The sequence below is a fragment of the Agrobacterium vacciniicorymbosi genome (assembly GCF_040427045.1).
GTDB lineage: Bacteria > Pseudomonadota > Alphaproteobacteria > Rhizobiales > Rhizobiaceae > Agrobacterium.
Genome location: NZ_JBETMF010000012.1, coordinates 80,246 through 100,593, shown reverse-complemented (window position 1 = coordinate 100,593; position 20,348 = coordinate 80,246). Strand labels below are relative to the sequence as shown.

Genomic DNA, 20,348 nt, shown 5'->3' with positions numbered 1-20,348 from the left:
AACATGAAGAAAGTCGGCATAGGCATCATCGGATGCGGCAATATTTCCGGCGCCTATTTGAAAGCGATGGCATCCTTTCCCATTCTGGACCTTCGCGGCGTGGCCGACATGAATGCGGAGATGGCAAAGGCCAAGGCCGAGGAATTCAACCTGACGGCCCGGACGGTGGATGAGCTGTTTGCAGACCCTGACATCGAGATCATCGTCAATCTGACAATCCCCAAGGCGCATGTCGAGGTGGCGTTGCGGGCGCTGGAGGCGGGCAAGCACACCTATTCCGAAAAGCCGCTGGGCATCAATTTTGCGGAAGGCAAAAAACTATCCGAAGTGGCACAAGCGAAGAACCTGCGCATCGGCGCGGCCCCCGACACGTTCCTCGGCGGCGGGCATCAGACGGCCCGCACGCTGATTGACCAAGGCGTTCTCGGCACGCCCGTCGGCGGAACGGCCACATTCATGTGCCCCGGCCATGAGCGCTGGCACCCCAACCCCGCCTTCTATTATGAGGTTGGCGGTGGGCCGATGCTGGATATGGGGCCGTATTACATCACCGATCTCGTCAACCTGTTCGGCCCTGTCGCCAAGGTCGCGGGCTTTGCCTTCTCGCCGCGAACAGAGCGGCTGATCACCAGCGAGCCGCGCAATGGCGAAAAGATACCGGTGCAGATTGCCACCCATGTCGTCGGTGCTTTGGCGTTTCAGAACGGCGCCATCGTGCAGGTCGGCATGAGCTTCGATGTGGCTGGGCACAAGCATGTGCCGCTGGAACTCTACGGCACCGAAGGCACCTTGATCGTGCCCGACCCCAACTATTTCGGTGGCGAAGTACAATTGCTGAAGAAGGGTGGCCAATTCGAAAATCAGGACCTGTCGTCGCCCTATGCCGATGGCAATTACCGCTCCATCGGCGTGGCGGATATGGCCCACGCCATCCGTTCCGACCGGCAGCACCGCGCCAATGGCGATCTTGCCTTGCATGTGCTGGAGGTGATGGAAGCGTTCCAGACCGCATCAGACACCGGCACGACCATCACCATCACCACTGCCGTCGATCGTCCAGCACCGCTGGCGGAATCGCTGGTTGACGGCCAGATCGGCAAATAATTTCAAGGAGGAATGAAATGCGTGAAGCACTGATAGTCTGGGGCGGATGGAGCGGTCACGAACCGCAGGAATGCTCTGTCATCATCAAAGATCTTCTGGAGGAAGAAGGTTTCAAGGTCTATGTCGAGCACAGCACCGAGGCCTTCGCGGACCCATCGGTGCATGATCTGAGCCTCGTGGTGCCGATTGTCACCATGTCGAAGATCGAGAAGGAAGAGATCAAGAACCTTGCCGCTGCCGTCGAAAACGGTGTGGGCATTGCCGGTTATCACGGTGGTGCGGGCGACAGCTTCCGCGAATGCGTGGAATACCAGTTCATGATCGGTGGTCAATGGGTCGCGCACCCCGGCAACATCATCGATTACAAGGTGAACATTACCAAGCCGGATGATCCGATCATGCAAGGGATCACCGACTTTCCCTACACGTCGGAACAGTATTATATGCATGTCGATCCATCCAACGAGGTGCTGGCGACGACCACCTTTACCGGTGATCATGCGTGGTGGATCGACGGCGTGGTGATGCCGGTGGCGTGGAAGCGGAACTACGGCAAGGGCCGCGTGTTCTATTCGGCGCTCGGCCACGTCGCGAAAGAGTTCGACGTCCCGCAGATGCGGGAAATCTTCCGTCGCGGTGCAAACTGGGCCGCACGGTAACGAAATAGGGACGGAATGATGCCGTCTCATACTGGGAGGTATCATGACAGGTCGCAACATCGTGCTGGTCGATCCGCTGCCGCGGAACCTTGAACTGATCATGGAGCCCGATGTTCGCGCCCGGCTGGAAAAGCTGGGTGAACTTGTCATTTCGGAAGATCGGCAGATGCCTGCGGAACAGGTGGATGCCCTTCTTTCCGATACCGTCCTGATCTTCGGCCAGACCGATATGCCAAAAGAGAGGCTGGATCGCGCCCCGAAGCTCAAGGCGATCATCAATGTGGAATCCAACTTCCTGCCAAATATCGACTATCAGGCCTGCGTGGAGCGCGGCATCTGGGTCATCGCACCCGCCTCGGCCTTTTCCTCGCCCGTTGCGGAAGCATCACTCGGCATGGCGCTCGATCTGGCGCGCGGTATAACCCTCGCCGACCGCCAGTTCCGTGAGGGAACAGAGGAATATGGCCTTGCCGGAAACGTCGACACGTTCCGCTATGCCAGCGCGCCCATCGGCATCATTGGCTTCGGTGATCTGGGGCGAGAATTGCGGGAACTGACCCGCCCGTTCAAGAATGCGGTCCATGTCTACGATCCATGGCTACCTCAGGAAATTATCGAACGTCTGGACTGTATTCCGAGCACGCTCGACCATGTCTTTTCCAAATCCCGCGTGGTCTACGTCTTTGCCAGCGTAACCAGCGAAAATCAGGGCTTCATTGGAAAACGCCAGTTCGACGCCATGCAGCCGGGCTCGGCCTTCCTGCTGATGAGCCGCGCTGCGGTGGTGGATTTCCCTGCGATGCTAGAGGCCGTCAAATCCGGCCACATTCGCGCTGCGACCGATGTCTTTCCCGATGAGCCAGTGGCGGCGGATGATCCTGTCCGTTCGATCCCCGGTCTGTTACTTTCTGCGCACCGCACTGGCGGAACGCTCGATGCGTTCTACAGACTGGGTTCCATGGCAGTCGCTGACGCCGAACTGATCATGAAAGGCCTGCCGCCGCAGCTTTGCCGCCGCGCAGATCCTGCCACGGCCAGCAGACTTCGCTCGAAACCCGTCAGCATTTCATGATGCGGTTTTAGACGAAGAGTTTGGCCGCGACTTTCATCATCGTTGCGCCTATCGTCTTCAGGCTTTCATGTCGCGTCGAGGGAGCGAATTTCTTTCCCTCGCGTTGTTGAGATCTCCTGCTTCATCCCGCGCACAGGCTCCCATGGCAATCCTAGCATCCTATCTATACCGAGACGGCAAACGCGCCGAAGAGGTGCCGCTGAGCGGCAAGGCATTTGAATCGAAAGACGGCGAATTCGTCTGGATCGGGCTGGTCGATCCGACGGCGGAGGAACTGAAAGACCTGAAAACCATGTTCGGCCTCCACCCTCTTGCGGTGGAAGATGCGCTGAACGGCAAACAGGTACCGAAAGTCGATGTCTACGGCGACCAGCTTTTCGTCGTCGCAAAGACGGCTCACCTTGAGGGTGACAAGATCGTCTATGGCGAGACCTGCATCTTCGTCGGCTCGGATCACCTCATCTCCGTCAGGCACGGTTCGGCCCGCGCGCATAAGGAATTGCGCGAACAGCTCGAACATTCGCCGCGGCTTTTGCGACAGGGGCCGGACTATGTCCTGCACGGCATCATCGATTTCGTCGTGGATGGCTATCTGCCCATTATCGAAACGCTGGAAGACAAGGTTCTGGAGCTGGAAAAGCACGTTCTGGTTTCGCTGCTGCAGCCGGAACAGATCAGACGCATCTTCCGCATGCGCCGACAGGTCATCCGTTTTCAGCGCATTCTGGGGCCGATGGCGGAAGTGGTGGGTAAGCTCAGCCATCTCGAACTGCCCTGCGTCGATGAAAATGTTCAGCCCTTTTTCAAGGATGTCCATGACCATATCCGCCGCGTGGATGGCATGGTGAGTGGCTTGCGGGAAATCATGACGTCTGTGTTTGAGGCATCCAACCTGCTGGAACAGCAGCGGCAGGGTGCGATTACACGACAGCTGGCGGCATGGGCCGCCATTCTGGCCGTGCCGACGGCTATCGCCGGCATATATGGCATGAACTTCAAGAACATGCCGGAGCTGGAAACCCGTTACGGCTACTTCATCGTTCTGGCGGTGATTGCGGCCATGTGTTCGGTTCTATACGTACGCTTCAAGAAGACCGGTTGGCTATAACGACAGTCCGGCGAGGACGATTTACCAAATGACTTCAAGGCTTCAGGGAACTCTGCGACTCCCCACCGGTTAGGGTTGGCGCAAATAACGAAAACCTTGGAGGAAACACACATGAAAAAGTATCTCATCGCATCGGTCTTCGCATTGAGCTTCGCATCCCTTGCTGCTGCGCAGGGCGCTGGCAGCGGTTCTGGTGGCACAGGCGGCAATGGCGGATCAAATGCAGGTTCGGGCACATCTAGCGGCTCGACAAGTGGTTCCGGCACCAACGGAACATCCGGCACAGGCATGAACAATTCGAACTCGAATATGAACGGCGGTTCCGGTGCTGGCGGCAACACGAACAACACAAACTGTGTGAACGGCGCTGCATCAACGCAGAATAACACCGCAACAACAGGCACGACCGGTACGACTGGCACAGCCTGCCCGAACTAAAGCGAACATATAGCCGAAATACGCAAAGCCGGGGCATCAGCCCCGGCTTTCTTTTAGATTGATGTCTCTCGAATTCGTCAGGCCAAGCTGACCTGCGGGCGTGGCTTTACACCGAGAATGATACCGATGGCGGCGATGGCCAGCACCAGACCGCTGGTGCCAAAGACGGTGGTTGCGCCGTTCATGTCGAAGATGACGCCGCCAACCGCAGCACCCATGGCAATGGCAAACTGGATGGACGCCACCAGCAGCCCCCCTGCGCTTTCCGCTTCATCGGGAATGGTGCGCGCAAGCCATGTGGACCACGACACCGGGACCGCACCGAACAGGAAGCCCCAGATTGCGACCAGAACGGCGGCCAAGGGCAGCGGTGGCTGGGTGGTAACAAGCAGCAATGCAATGACCGCCATCAGCAGCGGCAGAGCGGCCAGCGAAAATCTCAGACTGCGGCTGATCAGCGATCCGGCCAGCAATGTACCGACAAAATTGGCAAGCCCGAAACCCAGCAGTAGAGCGGAAACCATGCCGATGCCAGCGCCGATATCCGCCTCCAGATATGGCCGAAGATAGGTGAAGAAGGCAAAGTGGCCGCCAAAGACCAGCGTTGCAGCTGCAAGGCCAAGGGCAATGCCCGGTCTTGTCAGAACGACGCCAAGGGTCTTCAGGCTGGTCGTGCCTGTTGGGGCGAGCTTTGGCAATGTCAGAAACTGCATAACGAAGGCGATCACGCCCAGCAGTGCAGTCAGGACGAAGACGGCACGCCAGCCCGCAAGATCACCCACATAGGTACCGACGGGAGCAGCGACGATGGTGGCGGCGGAGACGCCGCTGAACACCATGGAGAGCGCGCGCGGGATGCTCTTTGGCGGCACCAGCCGGATGACGATGGCAGTCGACATGGCCCAGAAACCACCAAGCGCGACACCCAGCAACAGACGCCCGATCAAAAGCATGCTCAGGCTCGGAGCCGCTGCCACCATAAGGTTGGAGATGACGAGCAGCGCCGAAAACAGCATCATCAGATGCCGACGATCAATGCGCTGGGCAACAGAGGTAATGACGAGGCTCGCCACCATGCCGACAACAGCGGTGACAGTGACCGCCTGCCCGGCCGCACCTTCGGTTATGCCAAGCTCGGCGGCAATGGGCGTCAGCAGGCTGGCGGGCAGAAACTCTGCCGTAACTAGGCCGAAAACGCCAAGTGCCATGGAGGTGACGGCACCCCAGGCGGGCGCCTGCGGACCGGCCTCAGCGGCAACTGGATTAAAAGTAGGGTTCATAATCGTGTCCTTTGGGAGGATGAGAATGCATCGACCATAAACTGGACTTTCCGGACGTTCTATGCCACATAATCCGTCATGCTTGATCAAAAGTCCGAAAATCGATTGTTGCCAGATCCCGATCTCGTCAGTGAATTGCTGATGGGCATGCGTCTCGTCGGGCTGGATTATCGCCGGATAGAGGCGACAGCGCCCTTTGGCCTGGGCTTTGGTGAAGTGGAAGGGCGCGCGCAGTTTCACTTTGTCGCCTGCGGTCCTGTCTATCTACGCAGCCCTGCTGGAACGCTTCATACCATGAATACAGGCGATGCGGTGCTGTTGCCGCGCGGCGGTGCGCATTCGCTGATTTCGAGCCCGGATATTCCCTGCCAGAATATCCGCTCGCTCGATGCAGCCCCGCTGTGCAATTCGGTGACTGATATCAAGGCCTGCAATCCCGACACGCCGCATGAAAAACGCGTTCTGGTTTTCAGCGGCTGCATGGAGTTCGATCTCGGCGGGCTTCACCCGCTGGTCGGGCTGATGCCGGAGGTGATGTTCGTCGGCACACTTCTGCCGCGCTATCCTGAACTGCTGCCGATGCTGGAGGCGATGGAGCGGGAAACGACGCAGGCGCGAGCAGGCTTTGCGGGCATTCTGGCGCGGTTGGCAGATGTGGTTGCCGCCTTTATCGTGCGGGCATGGGTAGAATGCGGCTGTGGCGATTCCTCTGGCTGGATTGCTGCCCTTCGCGACCCACGCCTGGGCCGTGTCATTCTGGCCATTCACAACAATCCCGGCCATGACTGGTCTTTGGTCGAACTGGCAAGCGAAATGGGCGCGTCCCGCTCCGTCTTTGCCGAACGGTTTCTGGATGTTACCGGCATTACGCCGCTGCGCTATCTGACAGAACTGCGCATGCGTCTTGCCTCACAATGGATTGGCAAGGAACACATGCCAATCGAAACCGCCGCGATCAAGCTTGGTTACGGCTCGCAGGCCGCTTTCAGCCGCGCATTTAAACGCATCATCGGGCATCCGCCGGGGTCGTTGACGGCGCGCGGACACATCGACCGGATGGTCCGCGCCGAGGTAGACTGATTAGCGCGACACCCGCAGCACGGCGAAAAGGCGTTCCCCCAAGATCAGGACGTCTGACACTTCAAACGTTTCCTGGCTCAGCACATCGACATATGTCCGGTTTGCCAATTCGTCTGGAAGCTCCATGCACGTCGCGTCTCTCAACGAACCGCTACCCATTGTGAGCCGGGGTACGATGACGATGAGCGCATCATCCGGTGTGGTTCTGGCGTAGGACACGACATGTTCCGCACCGCTGCCGGTTGCTATGAGCGGTAGATAGCGTCCCTCACGGAAAAGATCGGGCGCTTCGCGTCGCATATGAAGAATGGTAGCAATCAGACGCTGTTTCAGTTTTGGGTTCGGCCAGCCTTCTACTACGCTGTCCTCGTCAGACAGTTGCGTTGCAAGAGCGTCGAAATCCGGTTCGCGGCGATTATCCGGATCGACAAGGCTGAGATCGAGTCCTTCACTGCCTTGATAAATATCGGGCACACCGGGAGTGGTCAGCTTTATCAGCGTTTGCGAGAGACTGTTTGAAAGCCCCGCGGTTACAAGGGGTTTAAGCGTCTTCATAAAGTCTTGCAGAAAGACTTGATTATGCGGGGAAAGCAGCTTCCGCGCATAGTCGATCACCGCCTTCTCATAGACCTCGTTGCCGTCGCCCCAATTCGTTCGCAACTTCGCCTCGCGCAAGGCCTTCTCCACATACGCGGCAAAACGCTCTTCGACTGCTTTCAGCCCTTCCTGATCCGTCGTCTTCAAATCGTATGGCCAGACGCCTGCCAGTGCCTGATAGAGCATCCACTCCACGGCTGGCTCGGGCGCCACGCCGTCCTGAAGGTCCTGCCTGAAACCGGCACTCATACCCTGCCAACGGTTGACAGCCTTCGCCCACAGTTCCGGCGCTTCTGTGATGGCATAGAGGCGCGCGCGGGCGTCTTCGCCTCGCTTGGTGTCATGGGTGGAGGTCGCTGATAGACCATTTGGCTGGGTTTCCAGACGCTGTGCCATCTCTGCATGAAATCGTTCCACTGAATAAGCATGCGGCAGCGGTTCTGCGCCGACTTCGTTCAGCGCCAGCATGGTGTTTTCGCGATAGAATAACGTATCTTCCACCGACTTTGCCATGAGCGGGCCCGTCAATTGCTGGAAGCGCGTTCTGAACTCCGCGGCAATCGGCCCCTCGCCGCTTTGCAGAATGTGCTGCAAGCTTTGAAGCGCACCCGCATTCGGCGCATTTGGGCCAGCGGAGATGGTGGCGACAACGTCGGCCAAAACTTCGGCACTTTGGGGAGGAAGGCCATCCTCTGTGCCATAGGTTCTGTAGACCGGAAATGAGGTCACCAATTCCCGCAGCGCGGCGCGAACATCCGCTTCGCTCGGCTGCTCCGTTTGCTCGCCCAGTATCTCCATCGATAGCTTGAGGAGCCTTGAGAATTCCCCAGCGAAGTTCTTGTCGGCCATCAGCAGCTTGGCTTTTCGCAATTCCGTCTGCATATCAACTGGACGACCTGTGGCCTGTTCATAGGCCGAGCGCAGTTCATCCAGCTTCGTTTCGTCCACAAAGATGTTGCTTAGCGTGGAAATAAACTCATATCCGGTGGTGCCTGATACGGGCCAGTCTGCAGGAAGCGCCTCGCCCGGGCCCAAGATTTTTTCCACCGTCAGATAGCAATCCGGCCCGACCTCACGGCGCAGCCGCTCCAGATAGGCTTTGGGATCAGCAAGCCCATCCACATGATCGACGCGCAGGCCATCGACAGCGCCGCTGCGCACCAGTTCCAGTATGAGACGGTGTGTCTCGTCAAAGATTTCAGGCGCTTCGACCCTGACGCCGACAAGGCCGGTGACTTCGAAAAACCGCCTGTAGGAGAGATCGGAACTCGCATCTCGCCAGGACATCAGCCGGTAGGGCTGCTGGTCGTGCAGATCGGCAATGCGGCTCTTGTCAGCTGTTTGGAGGGCGTCCACGCCCTCTCCTGCGTAGGAGGAAGGTGTTAGCGGGTAAAAGGCATCATGATAGCAAAATGCCGGTTTGCCGGTGACCGGGTCAGCCTTGATTGTAATCTCATCCGCTTCAAGCGCTTCGGCAAAATCGCTGCCGAGAAAGGGCAGTGTCAGGCGGCGTGACCAGTCTATATCGAAATGGTGGGCGTAACGGCTCTCTGGCCCATGCTCGATGACGTCTTTCCACCACGCATTCTCCAGAGACGCGGCCATATGGTTGGGCACGATATCCAGAATGAGCCCAAGGCCTTCAGCTTTCAGCGCCTCAACCAGCCGATCAAAACCAGCCTGACCGCCGATGGTCGGATCGATTTCGTTTGCATCCGTGACGTCATATCCATGCGTGGACTCCGTCGTCGCGGTGAATATCGGCGACGCATAGAGATGGCTGATGCCAAGTTTCTTGAGATAAGGGACGAGTGCAGCAGCGCGATCGAAGGTCATGCCGTTGCGAAACTGAATGCGATAGGTGGCGGTGGGAATTGTCATGCATGGCTCCAGTGGGAGAGGAGCCGAAACTGAATGGCGGGCATCTGGTTCCCCGGTTACGGGTGAAAGCTTTATCTTTCAGTGAGAACGCCTGTCACAGGCTGGTACCTACGCCGGCCCTGCCGCTTCAAATAGAAGCGACGTTGGCCATGGTGTCGCCCATGCGATCTGCCAGAAAATGCTTCGCGCGGTTAATACGGCTCTTCACCGTTCCAACGGAAATCCGGCACTGGGTCGCCGCCGCATCGTAAGCCTGCCCGTCTTCGACCACGAGATGGAAGACATCCTTGTATATGGTCGGCATGGCGGCGACGGCCTTGTCGTATTCCAGCTTCCGCATGGCCCATTCCTGCGGCGATTCCGCTGCCGGGATGAGGAAGTCGAGATTGTCAGTGCCGACGGTGATGCGCTTGGCTTTTTGATAAGTCGTGTGGTGCGCGTTGCGCATGATGGTGAAAAGCCAGGATTTGAGGTTGGTGCCCGGCGTGAACGAGGGCAAGGCTTTCAATGCCTTGAGCAGCGTATCCTGCACAAGATCATCAGCATCTGTCTGGCTGCGGTGAAAGCGCGAGGCGAACCTGCGTAGGGCGGGTATCAGGGACACGAGTTCCTGCTGAGTGTTGATTTCTGCTGCCATGCTCGATCTCCTCATGAGCTTGAGGTTAATCAAGTCTTTGGCTGCATCATCGTTCCTCCGCCTGAGGGAAGGGTACGTTAGCGTACGCTTGTTGAACGGCCTCTTGAAAAGGCGGATTTTTGGCGTAGGTGAGCCACTGCCAATGTGAGTTCTTGGAGATGGATAGACCTTTTTACTCAGTCATGCGGACCGTTGCGCGGAAGGGAACGGTTGTGACGATTTCACCCTCTTCTGTCGTGATTTCGAAGACTTCGCCGTCTATGACTTCGCCACGCACCATTCTCTCCGCGAGGATTTCGCGGGCGGCCTGAAAGGCCTCGTCGCGCGCCGCCTCGAGTGTTTCGAATTCCGCGCCCTCGGGATCTTTCTGCAGTTCCTGGTGACGGCGGACATGAAAATAGTATCTCATTACAATTCTCCCCTGTTCGTCCCGAACCTTTGGCGCGGAGGAAAGTTTCATCACGGTGCAATTTGTGATATAGAAGCAGGGCGTTCCCTTCGGTCCAAACGCTCAAGCCGCACATTGCCTGTTATGGACCGCATGAAAGGGCTTCGCGTGACTTGGACTACTAACGGCCTTCTAAAAACTTTATCCGAAAAAGACGTAGCCCTGGTACAGCCACGGCTGGAACCTGTGACGCTTGCGCAGGAGCAGGTCCTGTTTGAAACCCGCAAACCTATCAGCCACGTTTACTTCTTCGAGAGCGGCCTGTCCTCGGAAGTGGTCGTGGCCAGCAAGTCCATCGAAGTCGGCTGTATCGGTCACGAGGGATGTTCCGGCGTGCCGGTTCTGCTGGGCGTGGACAGCAGCCCCCACAAGGCATTCATGCAGGCAGGCGGCAAGGCCTTGCGAATTCCCACGCCCGAGCTTCAGAAACTGATGAATGATAACAGCGCATTGCGCGAGCTTCTGTTGCGATATGCGCATGTGTTCATGATCCAGATCGCAGCCACCGCCCTTGCAGACGCACGTTACGATGTCGAACAACGTCTGGCACGCTGGCTGTTGATGTGTCACGACCGGCTGGGGGACGAACTGCCGCTGACCCATGATTTTCTGGCGGTGATGCTCGGCGTCAGACGGCCCAGCGTAACGGATGCGCTACACAAGCTGGAAGGCAACCGCGCGATAAAGGCAGAGCGCGCGATGATTACGGTCAGGGATCGCAGCATTATGGAAGAAACGGCGGGCGATTCCTACGGCATACCGGAAGCGGAATACCGGCGGTTGATTTCTCACCGATGATGGCTTGGCCTGGTTTGGCCGACGCCAATCAATAGCCGGTCATTTCCAGATACCCGACGCCGGACGTGCTTCCATCAAATGAGATCGGGCCTTCCCAATAGGGCGTGGATGTCGCCATCCACGCATTGTCATTCAGGGGTTTTGTGGTGATATCCAGCCCCTTGCTGGCAATCTTGACCCGCCAGGCAACCGGAATGTCTTTGCCGTTGACCCTGGCGCTTCGCAGAGGTTCGAAACTGACGTCATCCGACGAGAGCGGTGTTGTTTTACCGTCTGCAGAAATCCAGTTTGCAGACGTGTAGCCCTCACCTGAATCGCGCAGCCGAAAGGCCATAACCTTTTCGCCAGAGGCAAGATGCAGCGAAAACCACTCCCAGCCGGTTTGGTCGTACGCCAGCGGCTGCGAAGACCATTCCCGGTCCAGCCATGCCTTGCCGCGAACCTTGACCGGCGACCCACCGAGGCTGACTGTGCCCTTCACCTCGTAAAAGGGCTGAGAATAATAATAACTCGCCTGCCCTGCCTGAGATTTGACCGAATAACCGCGATCTCCCTGCAAAACGAGCGGTTTCGTTGCGGTGAGTGCCAGCTTGTAACCGAAGTCCTGGCCGGTGGCGTGCAGATCGATCTGCGCCAATGGGTCGAGGCCTTCGGCTGAAGACGACGTCATCTGCCAATCATCGATCCACGCTTCGAACGGGCTGGTCACCACCCCCGCCTGCCCGACACCGCCCCGCGCCAGCCGCTCCGCGACATAATGATGGTCAGCCGTCGTCACTGCCGCATGCCCGATCCAGATTTGCCGACTGGACCAACCAGGCTGATCTTGCGGCGAAAGGGCAGAGCGAAACAGGGTCCATTGCGCGCCAAGCGGACGGCCATCTTCAGTCTCAAGATTTGCGGTGACATACCACCATTCGATCCGAAAATCCGGATGAGCCCCATGATCTCTCGGAAAAGAAAGCGAGGTCCCGCGCTGGGGAACGGAAAAGCCTTGAGCATCGGACCCGAGACCTGCGAAGCCCTGCGCGAGAAGAACGGCTGGTACAGCAAACAGGACCATCAACACAGAGCTAAGAAAAGCGAGATATCTAACGCTCATTGGCAAATACTCTCAGCAGATCGGATGGATTGATGGTGGCCAACCGCAGAACTGGCACGAGCACTGACAGGATGGCCGCAACAAGCGCGATTGCACCCAGCTTCAACCACTCTACCGGAAAAACCATCATCGGCAGGCGCCAGCCGAAAGCCTCGACATTGACGATGACGAGAAGCACCCAGGCCAGCGCAAGCCCAACGGGAATGGCGGCAATGAAGGTGACGAGCCACAAAGCGAGCGTTCTGAGCACTTCCAGAATGGCAAGGTTACGCCGGCGGATGCCCATGGCCCAGACAGGCGCAAGCTGCGGCAGCCTGATGCCAGAAAGCGTCAGCAGGCTGGCAAACATGGCAAAACCGGCAACGGCCAGCGTCAGCACATTCAGCGCGCCTGTGACGACGAAGGTCTGCTCGAACACCGCACGCGACTGTCGTTTCAGCGAGGCCTGATCCAGTACATTACCGTCCGGCAGTCCCAACTCCTGCACCATTTGGTGTTTGAGATCGGACGCGCGGGCGGGATCGACGCGGACGCCATATCTGAGCTTGGAAACATTGGGGTAATGGCTGCTCAGGGCATCCGCACCGACCATGACCTGCCCCTTCGGATTGCCGTAATCCGAATAAACACCAACGACCGTTACCCGCCAGCCATCCGGCAAAGATATTTCCTGTCCGGGCTGAACATGCTTTGCCCGCCAGAACTGCTCATTTATCAGCGCGCCATGTCCTTGCGCGATGGTGTCCCAAGGACCCGGCATCGACTGAATAAGCGGCCAGTGGTCCCGGTAGGTCGGATGATCCGCAACGCCGGATATCTGCACCTCATCGCCCAGCACTTGCCCCGACGTGCTCCATATCGGCAGCACGGCGTCGGCATGGGCGGGAAGCCACGCTCTGAGACGCGCCGCTTCCGCCTCATCACGCGCCGTGACATACAGTTCCGCGACCAGACGCTGGTCCAGCCAGCCTAGGAAAGTGGTGCGAAAGCTGGATACCATGGTACCGACACCGACATTGGCCGACAGCGCAAGAAGCAGCGCCATCAAGGCCAGTGACAGGCCGGGCAGTTGTAAGCGCGTATCTGCCCAGAACCAAACGGTCAGAACCTTTTTAGACCACCGCTCCGCAAGCTGAAGAATGAGAGTGAGAAAAGCAGGCAGCAAAAGCGCCGAGCCCAGAAGAAGGGTACCCAGCACCAAGAACCCGGTCGCTAGCCCTGAACCCACGACCGCAAACAGGGCTGCAATGCCGAGCAAAAGCGCGCCGCCAAGCGACTGAAAGCGCAGCGCATTTCCCGATGCCAAAGCCCATGCCTGCGGCTGGGAAGCAGACAGAATGGGCATGTTGCGCACGCGCCAGAGGCTTTGCAGGGACGATAAAGCGGTGCCTGCCAGGGCCATGCCCATTCCCGCCAGCCACCATTCAGGCCGCAGGGAAAGGCTGCCGGAAACCGTTGCGCCATAAAGCCCGCGCAGCGTCGCCGCCACGCCGGGCAACAGTATGGAGGCCATGACATATCCAATGACGACGCCGATCACGCCAGAGATCAAGGAAAGAAGCATGATTTCGATGATGAGCATCGATGTCAGCGCGCGCAGCGACACACCCAGGCAGCGGATGGTACGGAACGTGGCCCGTCGCTGTTCGAATGAAAGCCCAGTGGCCGAATAGACAATGAAAAGGCCAACGATAAAGGCGAGGAAGCCGAAGGCCGTAAGGTTCAAATGAAAACTGTCCGTCAGCCGCGCCATGTCCGGCCGCTCACCAGCCGAGTTGACCTTCAGCTCTGGCGCAACGCTCTCCAGCGCAGGCAAATTCGGGCGCTGATCTGGTGCAATCACAAGCCGGCTGAGTGCACCATCACGGTGCAGCAACCTGTCGGCGACGCTGATATCCGTAAAGGCCGCATCATCCGGAATATTGCCGGACACTTTCAATCGGACGCCCGTCTCGCTCTTGAGCCGTTCTGCCGTGGCAGCGGAAACCACCAGCACATCCTGCCCGCCAATGAAATCCACCACTTCGGAAGAACCCGAAAGAGTGAAGACACGGCCTTCGTCCGGCATTGTCAGCGGGTCTATGCCGACCAGTCTTATGCGGCTGGTGCCGAACCTGTAATCGCCCTCGATAACGGGTGACACATTCCAGCCTGCGCGTCGAAGCTTTGCAAAACTGGCGAGCGGAATGGTGCCGCCATCTTTCGCCACCAATTGCGATAGCCCGCTCTGTTCAACGATTGCCGCGGAGCGTGCGTAACTGGCCCGTGCTTCCGCATTGATGGCCTGCACGCCGGACCACAGCGCCGTTGCCAGTCCGATTCCGAGAATAAGGGTGATGAGCTGCAACGGGCGGTGACGCCAGTGGGAGAGAAGAACGAGAAAAGTGGCGAGGTTCACGCCGCAATTTTTCCGCCGCGCAGCAGGACTTTTCGATCCAGCTTGTCGGCAAGGCGCATGGAATGCGTAACAAGCAGCAGCGCAGACCCGGCATTCCGGCTCAGCGACAACATCAGGTCCAGCACCGCATCACCGGTTGCTTCATCCAGATTACCGGTTGGCTCATCTGCCAGCACCAGGGCAGGCCGCGCCGCCAGCGTCCGCGCAATGGCTACCCGCTGCTGCTGGCCGCCCGAAAGCTGTTCCGGATATCTGTTAAGCAATTGGCCAAGACCAAGCTGCGCCACCAACTCACTCTGCCACGCAACATCATGCCGACCCGCAAGCTTGGCGTGAAATGCAATATTGGCCGCGACATCAAGCGATGGGATGAGGTTGAACTGCTGGAAGATCAGCCCGACTTCGTTTTTTCGATACAGCGCACGCCCCGCTTCGTCCAAGCCGGTCAGATCACGCCCATTCATCAAAATGACACCGCTTTCGGGACGATCCAACCCACCAGCAAGATGCAGTAGTGTGCTTTTGCCGCTTCCTGACTCTCCTGTCAGCGCCACGCTTTGACCTTCGGACACAAGGAGATCGACACCCTTCAAAACCTCAACAGGTCCCTCAGGGGTCTCATATGATTTGGTGACATTGGAAAGCGACAGAAGCATAGGGCCACTCTTGCACCGGCGTTGGCGAACTGCAAGCTGCTTACCGATAGCTCGGCTGCGACGCATTGTTATAAGTGCGAGTGTGATAAGGAAGCCATTGCGTGCAAAAATGCACGAGCTCCGAGGAAATCATAAAATATATATTACATCACCAGGTGGAGCGCCACAAACGGTAAGCGCCCCATCCGGCCTAATTTAATAGAAACGATTACTTCTCGACAGTATCGTCCACGACATCTGTATCAGGCCGATCACCGCCATGAACGTGCTGCGACTGCCATTGGCCATCAGCTCGCTGGAAAGAGATATCCACTTCCTCGCCCCCAATCTGCTGCCGTCGCGCCGCGTCCTTGGCAGCCTCCAAAGCGGCGTCATGATCCGGAAACGTCTCCGACCACACATCCCCCAACCGATAAGCATACCCGCCGTCGTGTTCACCTACGTGATAGGTCACTGCCATGATCATCTCCTTCTACAGCCTGTCCCAAACGCGGCGGGACGGGAGATGTTCCGGGGTGGGGTTGCGTATTGGCTGGGGTACGCTTGCTAAAGCTTCTAAACTGTCAGCGTCGCGTAACCCGCAGCGTATGAGAACAGGTGCAGATGGCACGTCGCTTTTTTTCATGCCCTAGACGTGTGTATCGTACCTAGACAAAAGCTTACTCAGCCCCACGCGGTCCCGGGGCAAAATGCCTTTATCTGTTAGACACCCAGCGAACAATATTTGGGAATGCTCGATGGGCCAGCTCGATCAACTTGCCACGTCCTGGATAATTTATCTCGCGGCCTGCTTCCAGCGCGCGCTCTACGGAGTCGACAACAGCTTCTGGCGTAACCATTTGCGAAATTGATGTCTGGCCATTCTTAAGGAAATCAGGGCCATCATTCGAGACCTGAGAGATGAGCGGCGTATCGACTGCGGGTGGACACACGAGCTGAAACCGGATGCCCTTGTTTCGGTTTTCATTCATCAGCACTTTGGCATAGTGATTGACGGCTGCCTTCGTTGCGCCATAGGCGCCGAAGCGATCAATGGGGACGATGCCTGCTGTTGATCCATATATTATGACATCGCCGCGGGCGCGCGGCAGCATTTTGGAAAGAACAATGCTCGTCGCATTGACCATTCCGCCATAATTGATTTGCATGACTTTGATCGTCTTGGCCGGTTCTGTTTTTGCAAGCTCACCGCCCGGCATAATCGCGGCGCAAACGATAAGCGCATCTATTTCACCAAGGGTCTGCTCAATCTCAGCAATCGTCCTAGAAAGGGCCTCATGATCTGTCACATCGCATGAAAATGCATTGATACAACGATGCTGCCCACCGACCTCGGAAAGCCCCTCCTTATTGAGGTCGATGATGGCGACAGTCTTGCCCTTTTCTGCAAACCGCAAAGCATGCAAACGCCCGATTCCGCTTGCGCCGCCGGTAATGAGTGTAACGCCAGTCATATTGTTAAAGCCTTATATCCATTGAAGTATCATCGCGTTCCAGGCAAAATGCATAGGGGCCAGGCATCCCTTTGAGGTCCATGATGCCGAGAACACGTCGGTCATCTATCCGCGCGAAATGATCGAAGATCGGCTTACTGTCGTAGACCATCGTTGCCGTCGCCCGGCCTCGAAACTCTATCATCCGCAGGCGCGCTTTGGGCGATCTGGTTTGCAGCACAGGTCGCAGAATTCTCATTGCGTAACCGAGTGCAGAGGAGCGGGGCAGAGGCGCTGACAACGGCACCAGAAGAGGATCAACCGCATAGAGACTGCTGTTGCCTGAACCATAGAACAAAAGCGGATGGACGGCTTCAGCGCTTTCAAACAGCTTGCCATACCAGCCACTGGGTTCCAGAAGCCCATCAAGCCCGTGGCCAGTGCGAATTTCAAAACCGCTCCAAAGCCCATTCATGAAATCGAGATTTGCAGCTTGGAGATCATCGAAAGCCTGGAGGATTTGCTCCGGCGTAGCCTTGCGAGTGTATAAAATTTCTTCAATCATTTTTTCATGCTTCATTAAATCTAATATATATCTTACTACAAAACAGCTATTTAAATGATGGCATCCCGACAAATGTCCGCGCAGCTACTTTAACGTTATATTTAGGCCGCTAGCTCAACTTTTCAAGCGCTGGCGTTGCCTTTTAGCGGGGCGCTTCGTGGCATCTGATCAAAAATCAACATCCGCCATTTTTCTAATCAGACTCCTATCAACTAAAGAGTTATTAGTGCTAGGGAGCCCCGGTAAATAGACATTAGGCGCGCTGTGCGTCCCGACGCAAAACCTTGTCAGTAGCGAGTTCCTCACCCTGCTTTAGAATTTCAAACGATGGCTCAATAGATTTAACAAAGGTCAACAAGACGACATAAGCGTACCCATTCTCTGGAGCAGCAGAGCCGGGAAGAGCTTGAAAGACGAGATTGTAACGGCCATTCGGCACAAGAACATCACGCATATTGGTGATCATGCCAATCTTTAAAGGCGCATCAACCTCGAAAGGAGTCTGAACGGCCCACTCAGCGTTGGCTTCCAGTTTCAACTGGTCAGCTACATCAATTTGAAGGAAGCACTGTCCATCGTGATCTGGTACACCGAAACTGACTATACCTTCCGACCACGCAAAGCCTTGATCTACGTGATCATCATCCCACAGCAAACCGGGACGCGGCAGGTCGGCACGATGAACGACAACTTGTTTGTATAGAGCCGTCAACGGAAACTCGGCAATCATTTGAAAGAGCCCACGCTACTAAAAATCTAAATTCATAAAACGCTCCGCATCCCTACATCGATGCAGAGAATATCGTGATTTACTCCGCTGGCCGAGCAACCAAGTTCAATGGCAAAGATACATCCATCTCGCTGTCTGCTTTTTGGATTTCAAACATCGGACTGTCGTCTTTTATAAATCTAAGTCGAATACCGTTCTCGAATTTCTCGCCTTCATAAATACCACTGGGCAGCAATTCAAAGATAAGCTGGAATTTTTCCGCCTCAACAATCGTGATTTTATTTTCTTCAGTTATAGATCCAACGGCTACGAAATCATTATTAAGACATTCAAAGGGTGTTAAAATAATTCTTGTCGGCTCCCCGGTGAACATCGACTCCTCATCATTCTGAAGAATTTCGACGAGGTAATTCTCGCCCTCGGGAACTCTGAAGGAAACACTATCAGGGCGCCAGGAAAACCCTTGTGAAACATGGCGTGGTTCCCAGTCATTGAAAGGGCTATCAAGACTTTGATTGAAAACAGCCACTTGCTGGTAGCTTACAAAAAGTGAAAAAACTTCAGCCATAATCAAGGTCCAACAGTAATAGTGGCTTTACAGCCATCACGATATTTTCGAAGCTGATTACCCATGGAAGCGCCTGCCCCCATGTTGTCACCAGCAGTAATATTTCTCACGCTGGCGCCAGTTCCGCCCTCCGAAAACATTGCAGGGGGATATTCATCAGGTTGCTTTCCAGCCTCCCGGGGATACGAACCAGTCGCCGCTGCTCTACGCATGGCAGCATTCGGTCGGTCAATTGTCAAGATAGATGGCTTTCCCGCCGCCTGGGCATCCAAAATATGCTGCGCGGACTCAGGATACTTACTTTTAGAAATGACAACGACGCTGTGGCAAGGGCAATCATCGCATGGCTCTTCCCGCGCCTTTGTCTGGGCGAGTTCCTGAGCCATCGAGGCAGCTTGGGCCAACTGAGCAGCTTTTCTTGCTCGTTCAGCGGCAAGCGCAGCTTCCGCAGTTGCAGTGACGGCCTGAGCAGTTCGTACAGCCCTGTAACCCTGGTACGCCCGGTAGCCGAGCATGGCAAGACGGCCTAAGCCAACGGCAACGGGAATAGCGAGAGGAAGAGCCATCAATCGGCCCCCAATACACGTTTGCCCTGAATCTCGGCCTGCCCGATTTTAACCATCTCATCCATGAGCTGGCCCAAGGTTTGATCGGGATCAGCGGAGGTCTTCACTGCCTTTCTGATTTCCTGCTCTCGGCCGATTTCACCATCGGTAGATGACATCAAAAACGCCCAGCGGGCATGCGCAGCTTCAGATCGAAGTCCCATTTCCTTTCCATCAGCCTCGTAAAACAACGTCTTTTTACGAAGATCAGCATCGGAAAGATTATTGTTTTCGGGGTCAGCTTCCCGCAGGTAGGTCATAACTCGCTGCCGGGAAACCTCCAGCCGGGAGGCGCTCATCATCTGCATCGCGGCGCGGTCAAACTTAAGAGGACCGAGAGGGGCCGATATATCCGCCCCTCGACGCGCCCTCTTGACGCCCCCGCCCCAAGCCTTATCCGGCGCGAAGATAAGCTGTATCGCGGGGCCGAACAAACGCGCGACTTGAACCTCATCCAGAGCCGGAATCGTCTGCATCATGACATTCGCGTCTGCATGTCTAAAGATGACCATCTCCTGACCGCCGGACATCAACTCTTCTGATGGCTCATGATCTCCCGCGACGACAAACTCTTCCTCGTTCGTAACGCGCGGTCCTTCATTCAAAACTTGATTATCTTTCCATATCTTCGGCACCAATATGCGGTTGAGGCCGCGCAGATGGCGGTGAAGATGCTCAGTGGTGAAATCACCGTTCCCAGACCAGAGAACCAATGCTGGCTTTCCATCACTCAACTCGACGATTTTCTGGAGACGCTGGATAACGAGCGTGGGATCGACATCCGGCACCGGCAGCATACCGCCACCGGTCGGGTCGCCCGCCTCCAAGGATGACACCATCTGAGCGGAGAGTGCCGCTGAACGGGATTCAAGCTCCTCGTCGGGAATGTCGTCCTCGGCAACATCGTTAGAAGATGTGCCATTCGACTGCGACAACGCAGCTTGATATGGATTAATCAGCCACGGACCGCCGACAATGACGGCGTAATCTCCGCCCGCATAGCGGTAGAGTGGGCGGTGGGAGATATTGGCCTGCTTCAGCAACCGCGGCAGATCGTTGAATTGCGAACCATCCATAACCGCGTAAACGCGCTTGTCGGGATCGGAAGCAAGTTCGGAAACGCTTTTCAACAAAGCCTGAGCGACTGAAGACAGTTGCCTCTCGTCAATAGCGTCAGGAACCATAAGAC

At 56.6% G+C, this 20,348-nt stretch carries 21 protein-coding genes; 7 read left to right on the top strand and 14 right to left on the bottom strand.

What is annotated here, in order from left to right; genetic code table 11:
* The first annotated feature begins 3 nt into the window (after positions 1-3).
* The 5 genes from ABUK73_RS18340 (at position 4) to ABUK73_RS18320 (ending at position 4,381) form a co-directional block, all read left to right on the top strand.
* The gene (locus ABUK73_RS18340; protein WP_353578549.1) at positions 4-1,104 is read left to right on the top strand and encodes a Gfo/Idh/MocA family protein; all 1,101 of its coding nucleotides are present in this window, start codon (positions 4-6) and stop codon (positions 1,102-1,104) included.
* A gap of 17 nt (positions 1,105-1,121) precedes the next feature.
* A complete protein-coding gene (locus ABUK73_RS18335) occupies positions 1,122-1,763 on the top strand; it encodes a ThuA domain-containing protein (RefSeq protein ID WP_353578548.1) in 642 nt (213 codons plus the stop codon).
* Between the two features lie 43 nt (positions 1,764-1,806).
* The gene (locus ABUK73_RS18330; RefSeq protein ID WP_353578547.1) at positions 1,807-2,835 is read left to right on the top strand and encodes a hydroxyacid dehydrogenase; all 1,029 of its coding nucleotides are present in this window, start codon (positions 1,807-1,809) and stop codon (positions 2,833-2,835) included.
* 142 nt (positions 2,836-2,977) lie between these two features.
* A complete protein-coding gene (corA, locus tag ABUK73_RS18325; protein ID WP_353578546.1) occupies positions 2,978-3,943 on the top strand; it encodes a magnesium/cobalt transporter CorA in 966 nt (321 codons plus the stop codon).
* A gap of 111 nt (positions 3,944-4,054) precedes the next feature.
* A complete protein-coding gene (locus tag ABUK73_RS18320; RefSeq protein WP_353578545.1) occupies positions 4,055-4,381 on the top strand; it encodes a hypothetical protein in 327 nt (108 codons plus the stop codon).
* A 77-nt stretch (positions 4,382-4,458) separates the two neighbouring features.
* Here ABUK73_RS18320 and ABUK73_RS18315 read toward each other — a convergent pair whose 3' ends face one another.
* Positions 4,459-5,661, bottom strand: a complete 1,203-nt coding sequence (locus ABUK73_RS18315; RefSeq protein ID WP_353578544.1) for an MFS transporter — start codon at positions 5,659-5,661, stop codon at positions 4,459-4,461.
* A gap of 78 nt (positions 5,662-5,739) precedes the next feature.
* Between ABUK73_RS18315 and ABUK73_RS18310 the strand changes: the two genes are divergently transcribed.
* Positions 5,740-6,741, top strand: a complete 1,002-nt coding sequence (locus ABUK73_RS18310) for an AraC family transcriptional regulator (RefSeq protein ID WP_454892391.1) — start codon at positions 5,740-5,742, stop codon at positions 6,739-6,741.
* On the opposite strand, the gene treY is transcribed toward ABUK73_RS18310, so the two are convergent.
* The 3 genes from treY to ABUK73_RS18295 form a co-directional block, all read right to left on the bottom strand.
* On the bottom strand, positions 6,742-9,219 hold the full coding sequence (gene treY, locus ABUK73_RS18305) for a malto-oligosyltrehalose synthase (RefSeq protein WP_353578542.1): 2,478 nt from the start codon (positions 9,217-9,219) through the stop codon (positions 6,742-6,744).
* Positions 9,220-9,346: 127 nt separating this feature from the next.
* Positions 9,347-9,856, bottom strand: coding sequence for an RNA polymerase sigma factor (locus tag ABUK73_RS18300; protein ID WP_162727863.1), 510 nt, complete (start codon positions 9,854-9,856; stop codon positions 9,347-9,349).
* Between the two features lie 172 nt (positions 9,857-10,028).
* Complete coding sequence (locus ABUK73_RS18295; RefSeq protein ID WP_353578541.1) at positions 10,029-10,265, bottom strand: DUF6894 family protein; 237 nt, start codon at positions 10,263-10,265, stop codon at positions 10,029-10,031.
* Between the two features lie 147 nt (positions 10,266-10,412).
* On the opposite strand from ABUK73_RS18295, the gene ABUK73_RS18290 reads away from it, so the two are divergent.
* Positions 10,413-11,102: a Crp/Fnr family transcriptional regulator gene (locus ABUK73_RS18290; protein ID WP_353578540.1), complete on the top strand. Its 690-nt coding sequence runs from the start codon at positions 10,413-10,415 to the stop codon at positions 11,100-11,102.
* Positions 11,103-11,130: 28 nt separating this feature from the next.
* On the opposite strand, the gene ABUK73_RS18285 is transcribed toward ABUK73_RS18290, so the two are convergent.
* From ABUK73_RS18285 to ABUK73_RS18240, 10 genes are all read right to left on the bottom strand, one after another.
* On the bottom strand, positions 11,131-12,204 hold the full coding sequence (locus ABUK73_RS18285; protein ID WP_454892390.1) for a lipocalin-like domain-containing protein: 1,074 nt from the start codon (positions 12,202-12,204) through the stop codon (positions 11,131-11,133).
* Positions 12,194-14,602 (bottom strand): ABC transporter permease, encoded by a 2,409-nt coding sequence (locus ABUK73_RS18280; RefSeq protein ID WP_353578539.1) that lies wholly within the window; start codon positions 14,600-14,602, stop codon positions 12,194-12,196. The genes ABUK73_RS18285 and ABUK73_RS18280 overlap by 11 nt, the downstream gene beginning before the upstream one ends.
* On the bottom strand, positions 14,599-15,258 hold the full coding sequence (locus ABUK73_RS18275) for an ABC transporter ATP-binding protein (RefSeq protein ID WP_353578538.1): 660 nt from the start codon (positions 15,256-15,258) through the stop codon (positions 14,599-14,601). Before ABUK73_RS18275 ends, ABUK73_RS18280 begins: the two co-directional genes overlap by 4 nt.
* Before the next feature lie 208 nt (positions 15,259-15,466).
* Positions 15,467-15,718 carry a DUF2188 domain-containing protein gene (locus ABUK73_RS18270; RefSeq protein WP_353578537.1) on the bottom strand — a complete coding sequence of 84 codons (252 nt, stop codon included), beginning with the start codon at positions 15,716-15,718 and terminating at the stop codon, positions 15,467-15,469.
* Between the two features lie 235 nt (positions 15,719-15,953).
* Positions 15,954-16,712 (bottom strand): SDR family NAD(P)-dependent oxidoreductase, encoded by a 759-nt coding sequence (locus tag ABUK73_RS18265; RefSeq protein WP_353578536.1) that lies wholly within the window; start codon positions 16,710-16,712, stop codon positions 15,954-15,956.
* Between the two features lie 4 nt (positions 16,713-16,716).
* The gene (locus ABUK73_RS18260; protein WP_353578535.1) at positions 16,717-17,256 is read right to left on the bottom strand and encodes a DUF4334 domain-containing protein; all 540 of its coding nucleotides are present in this window, start codon (positions 17,254-17,256) and stop codon (positions 16,717-16,719) included.
* 253 nt (positions 17,257-17,509) lie between these two features.
* Positions 17,510-17,986, bottom strand: coding sequence for a competence protein ComJ (gene comJ, locus ABUK73_RS18255; protein ID WP_353578534.1), 477 nt, complete (start codon positions 17,984-17,986; stop codon positions 17,510-17,512).
* A gap of 79 nt (positions 17,987-18,065) precedes the next feature.
* Positions 18,066-18,554: a competence protein ComJ gene (gene comJ, locus ABUK73_RS18250; protein WP_353578533.1), complete on the bottom strand. Its 489-nt coding sequence runs from the start codon at positions 18,552-18,554 to the stop codon at positions 18,066-18,068.
* A 2-nt stretch (positions 18,555-18,556) separates the two neighbouring features.
* The gene (locus tag ABUK73_RS18245) at positions 18,557-19,120 is read right to left on the bottom strand and encodes a NucA/NucB deoxyribonuclease domain-containing protein (protein WP_353578532.1); all 564 of its coding nucleotides are present in this window, start codon (positions 19,118-19,120) and stop codon (positions 18,557-18,559) included.
* Positions 19,120-20,343 carry a DUF4123 domain-containing protein gene (locus ABUK73_RS18240; protein ID WP_353578531.1) on the bottom strand — a complete coding sequence of 408 codons (1,224 nt, stop codon included), beginning with the start codon at positions 20,341-20,343 and terminating at the stop codon, positions 19,120-19,122. The genes ABUK73_RS18245 and ABUK73_RS18240 overlap by 1 nt, the downstream gene beginning before the upstream one ends.
* Positions 20,344-20,348: the final 5 nt, after the last annotated feature.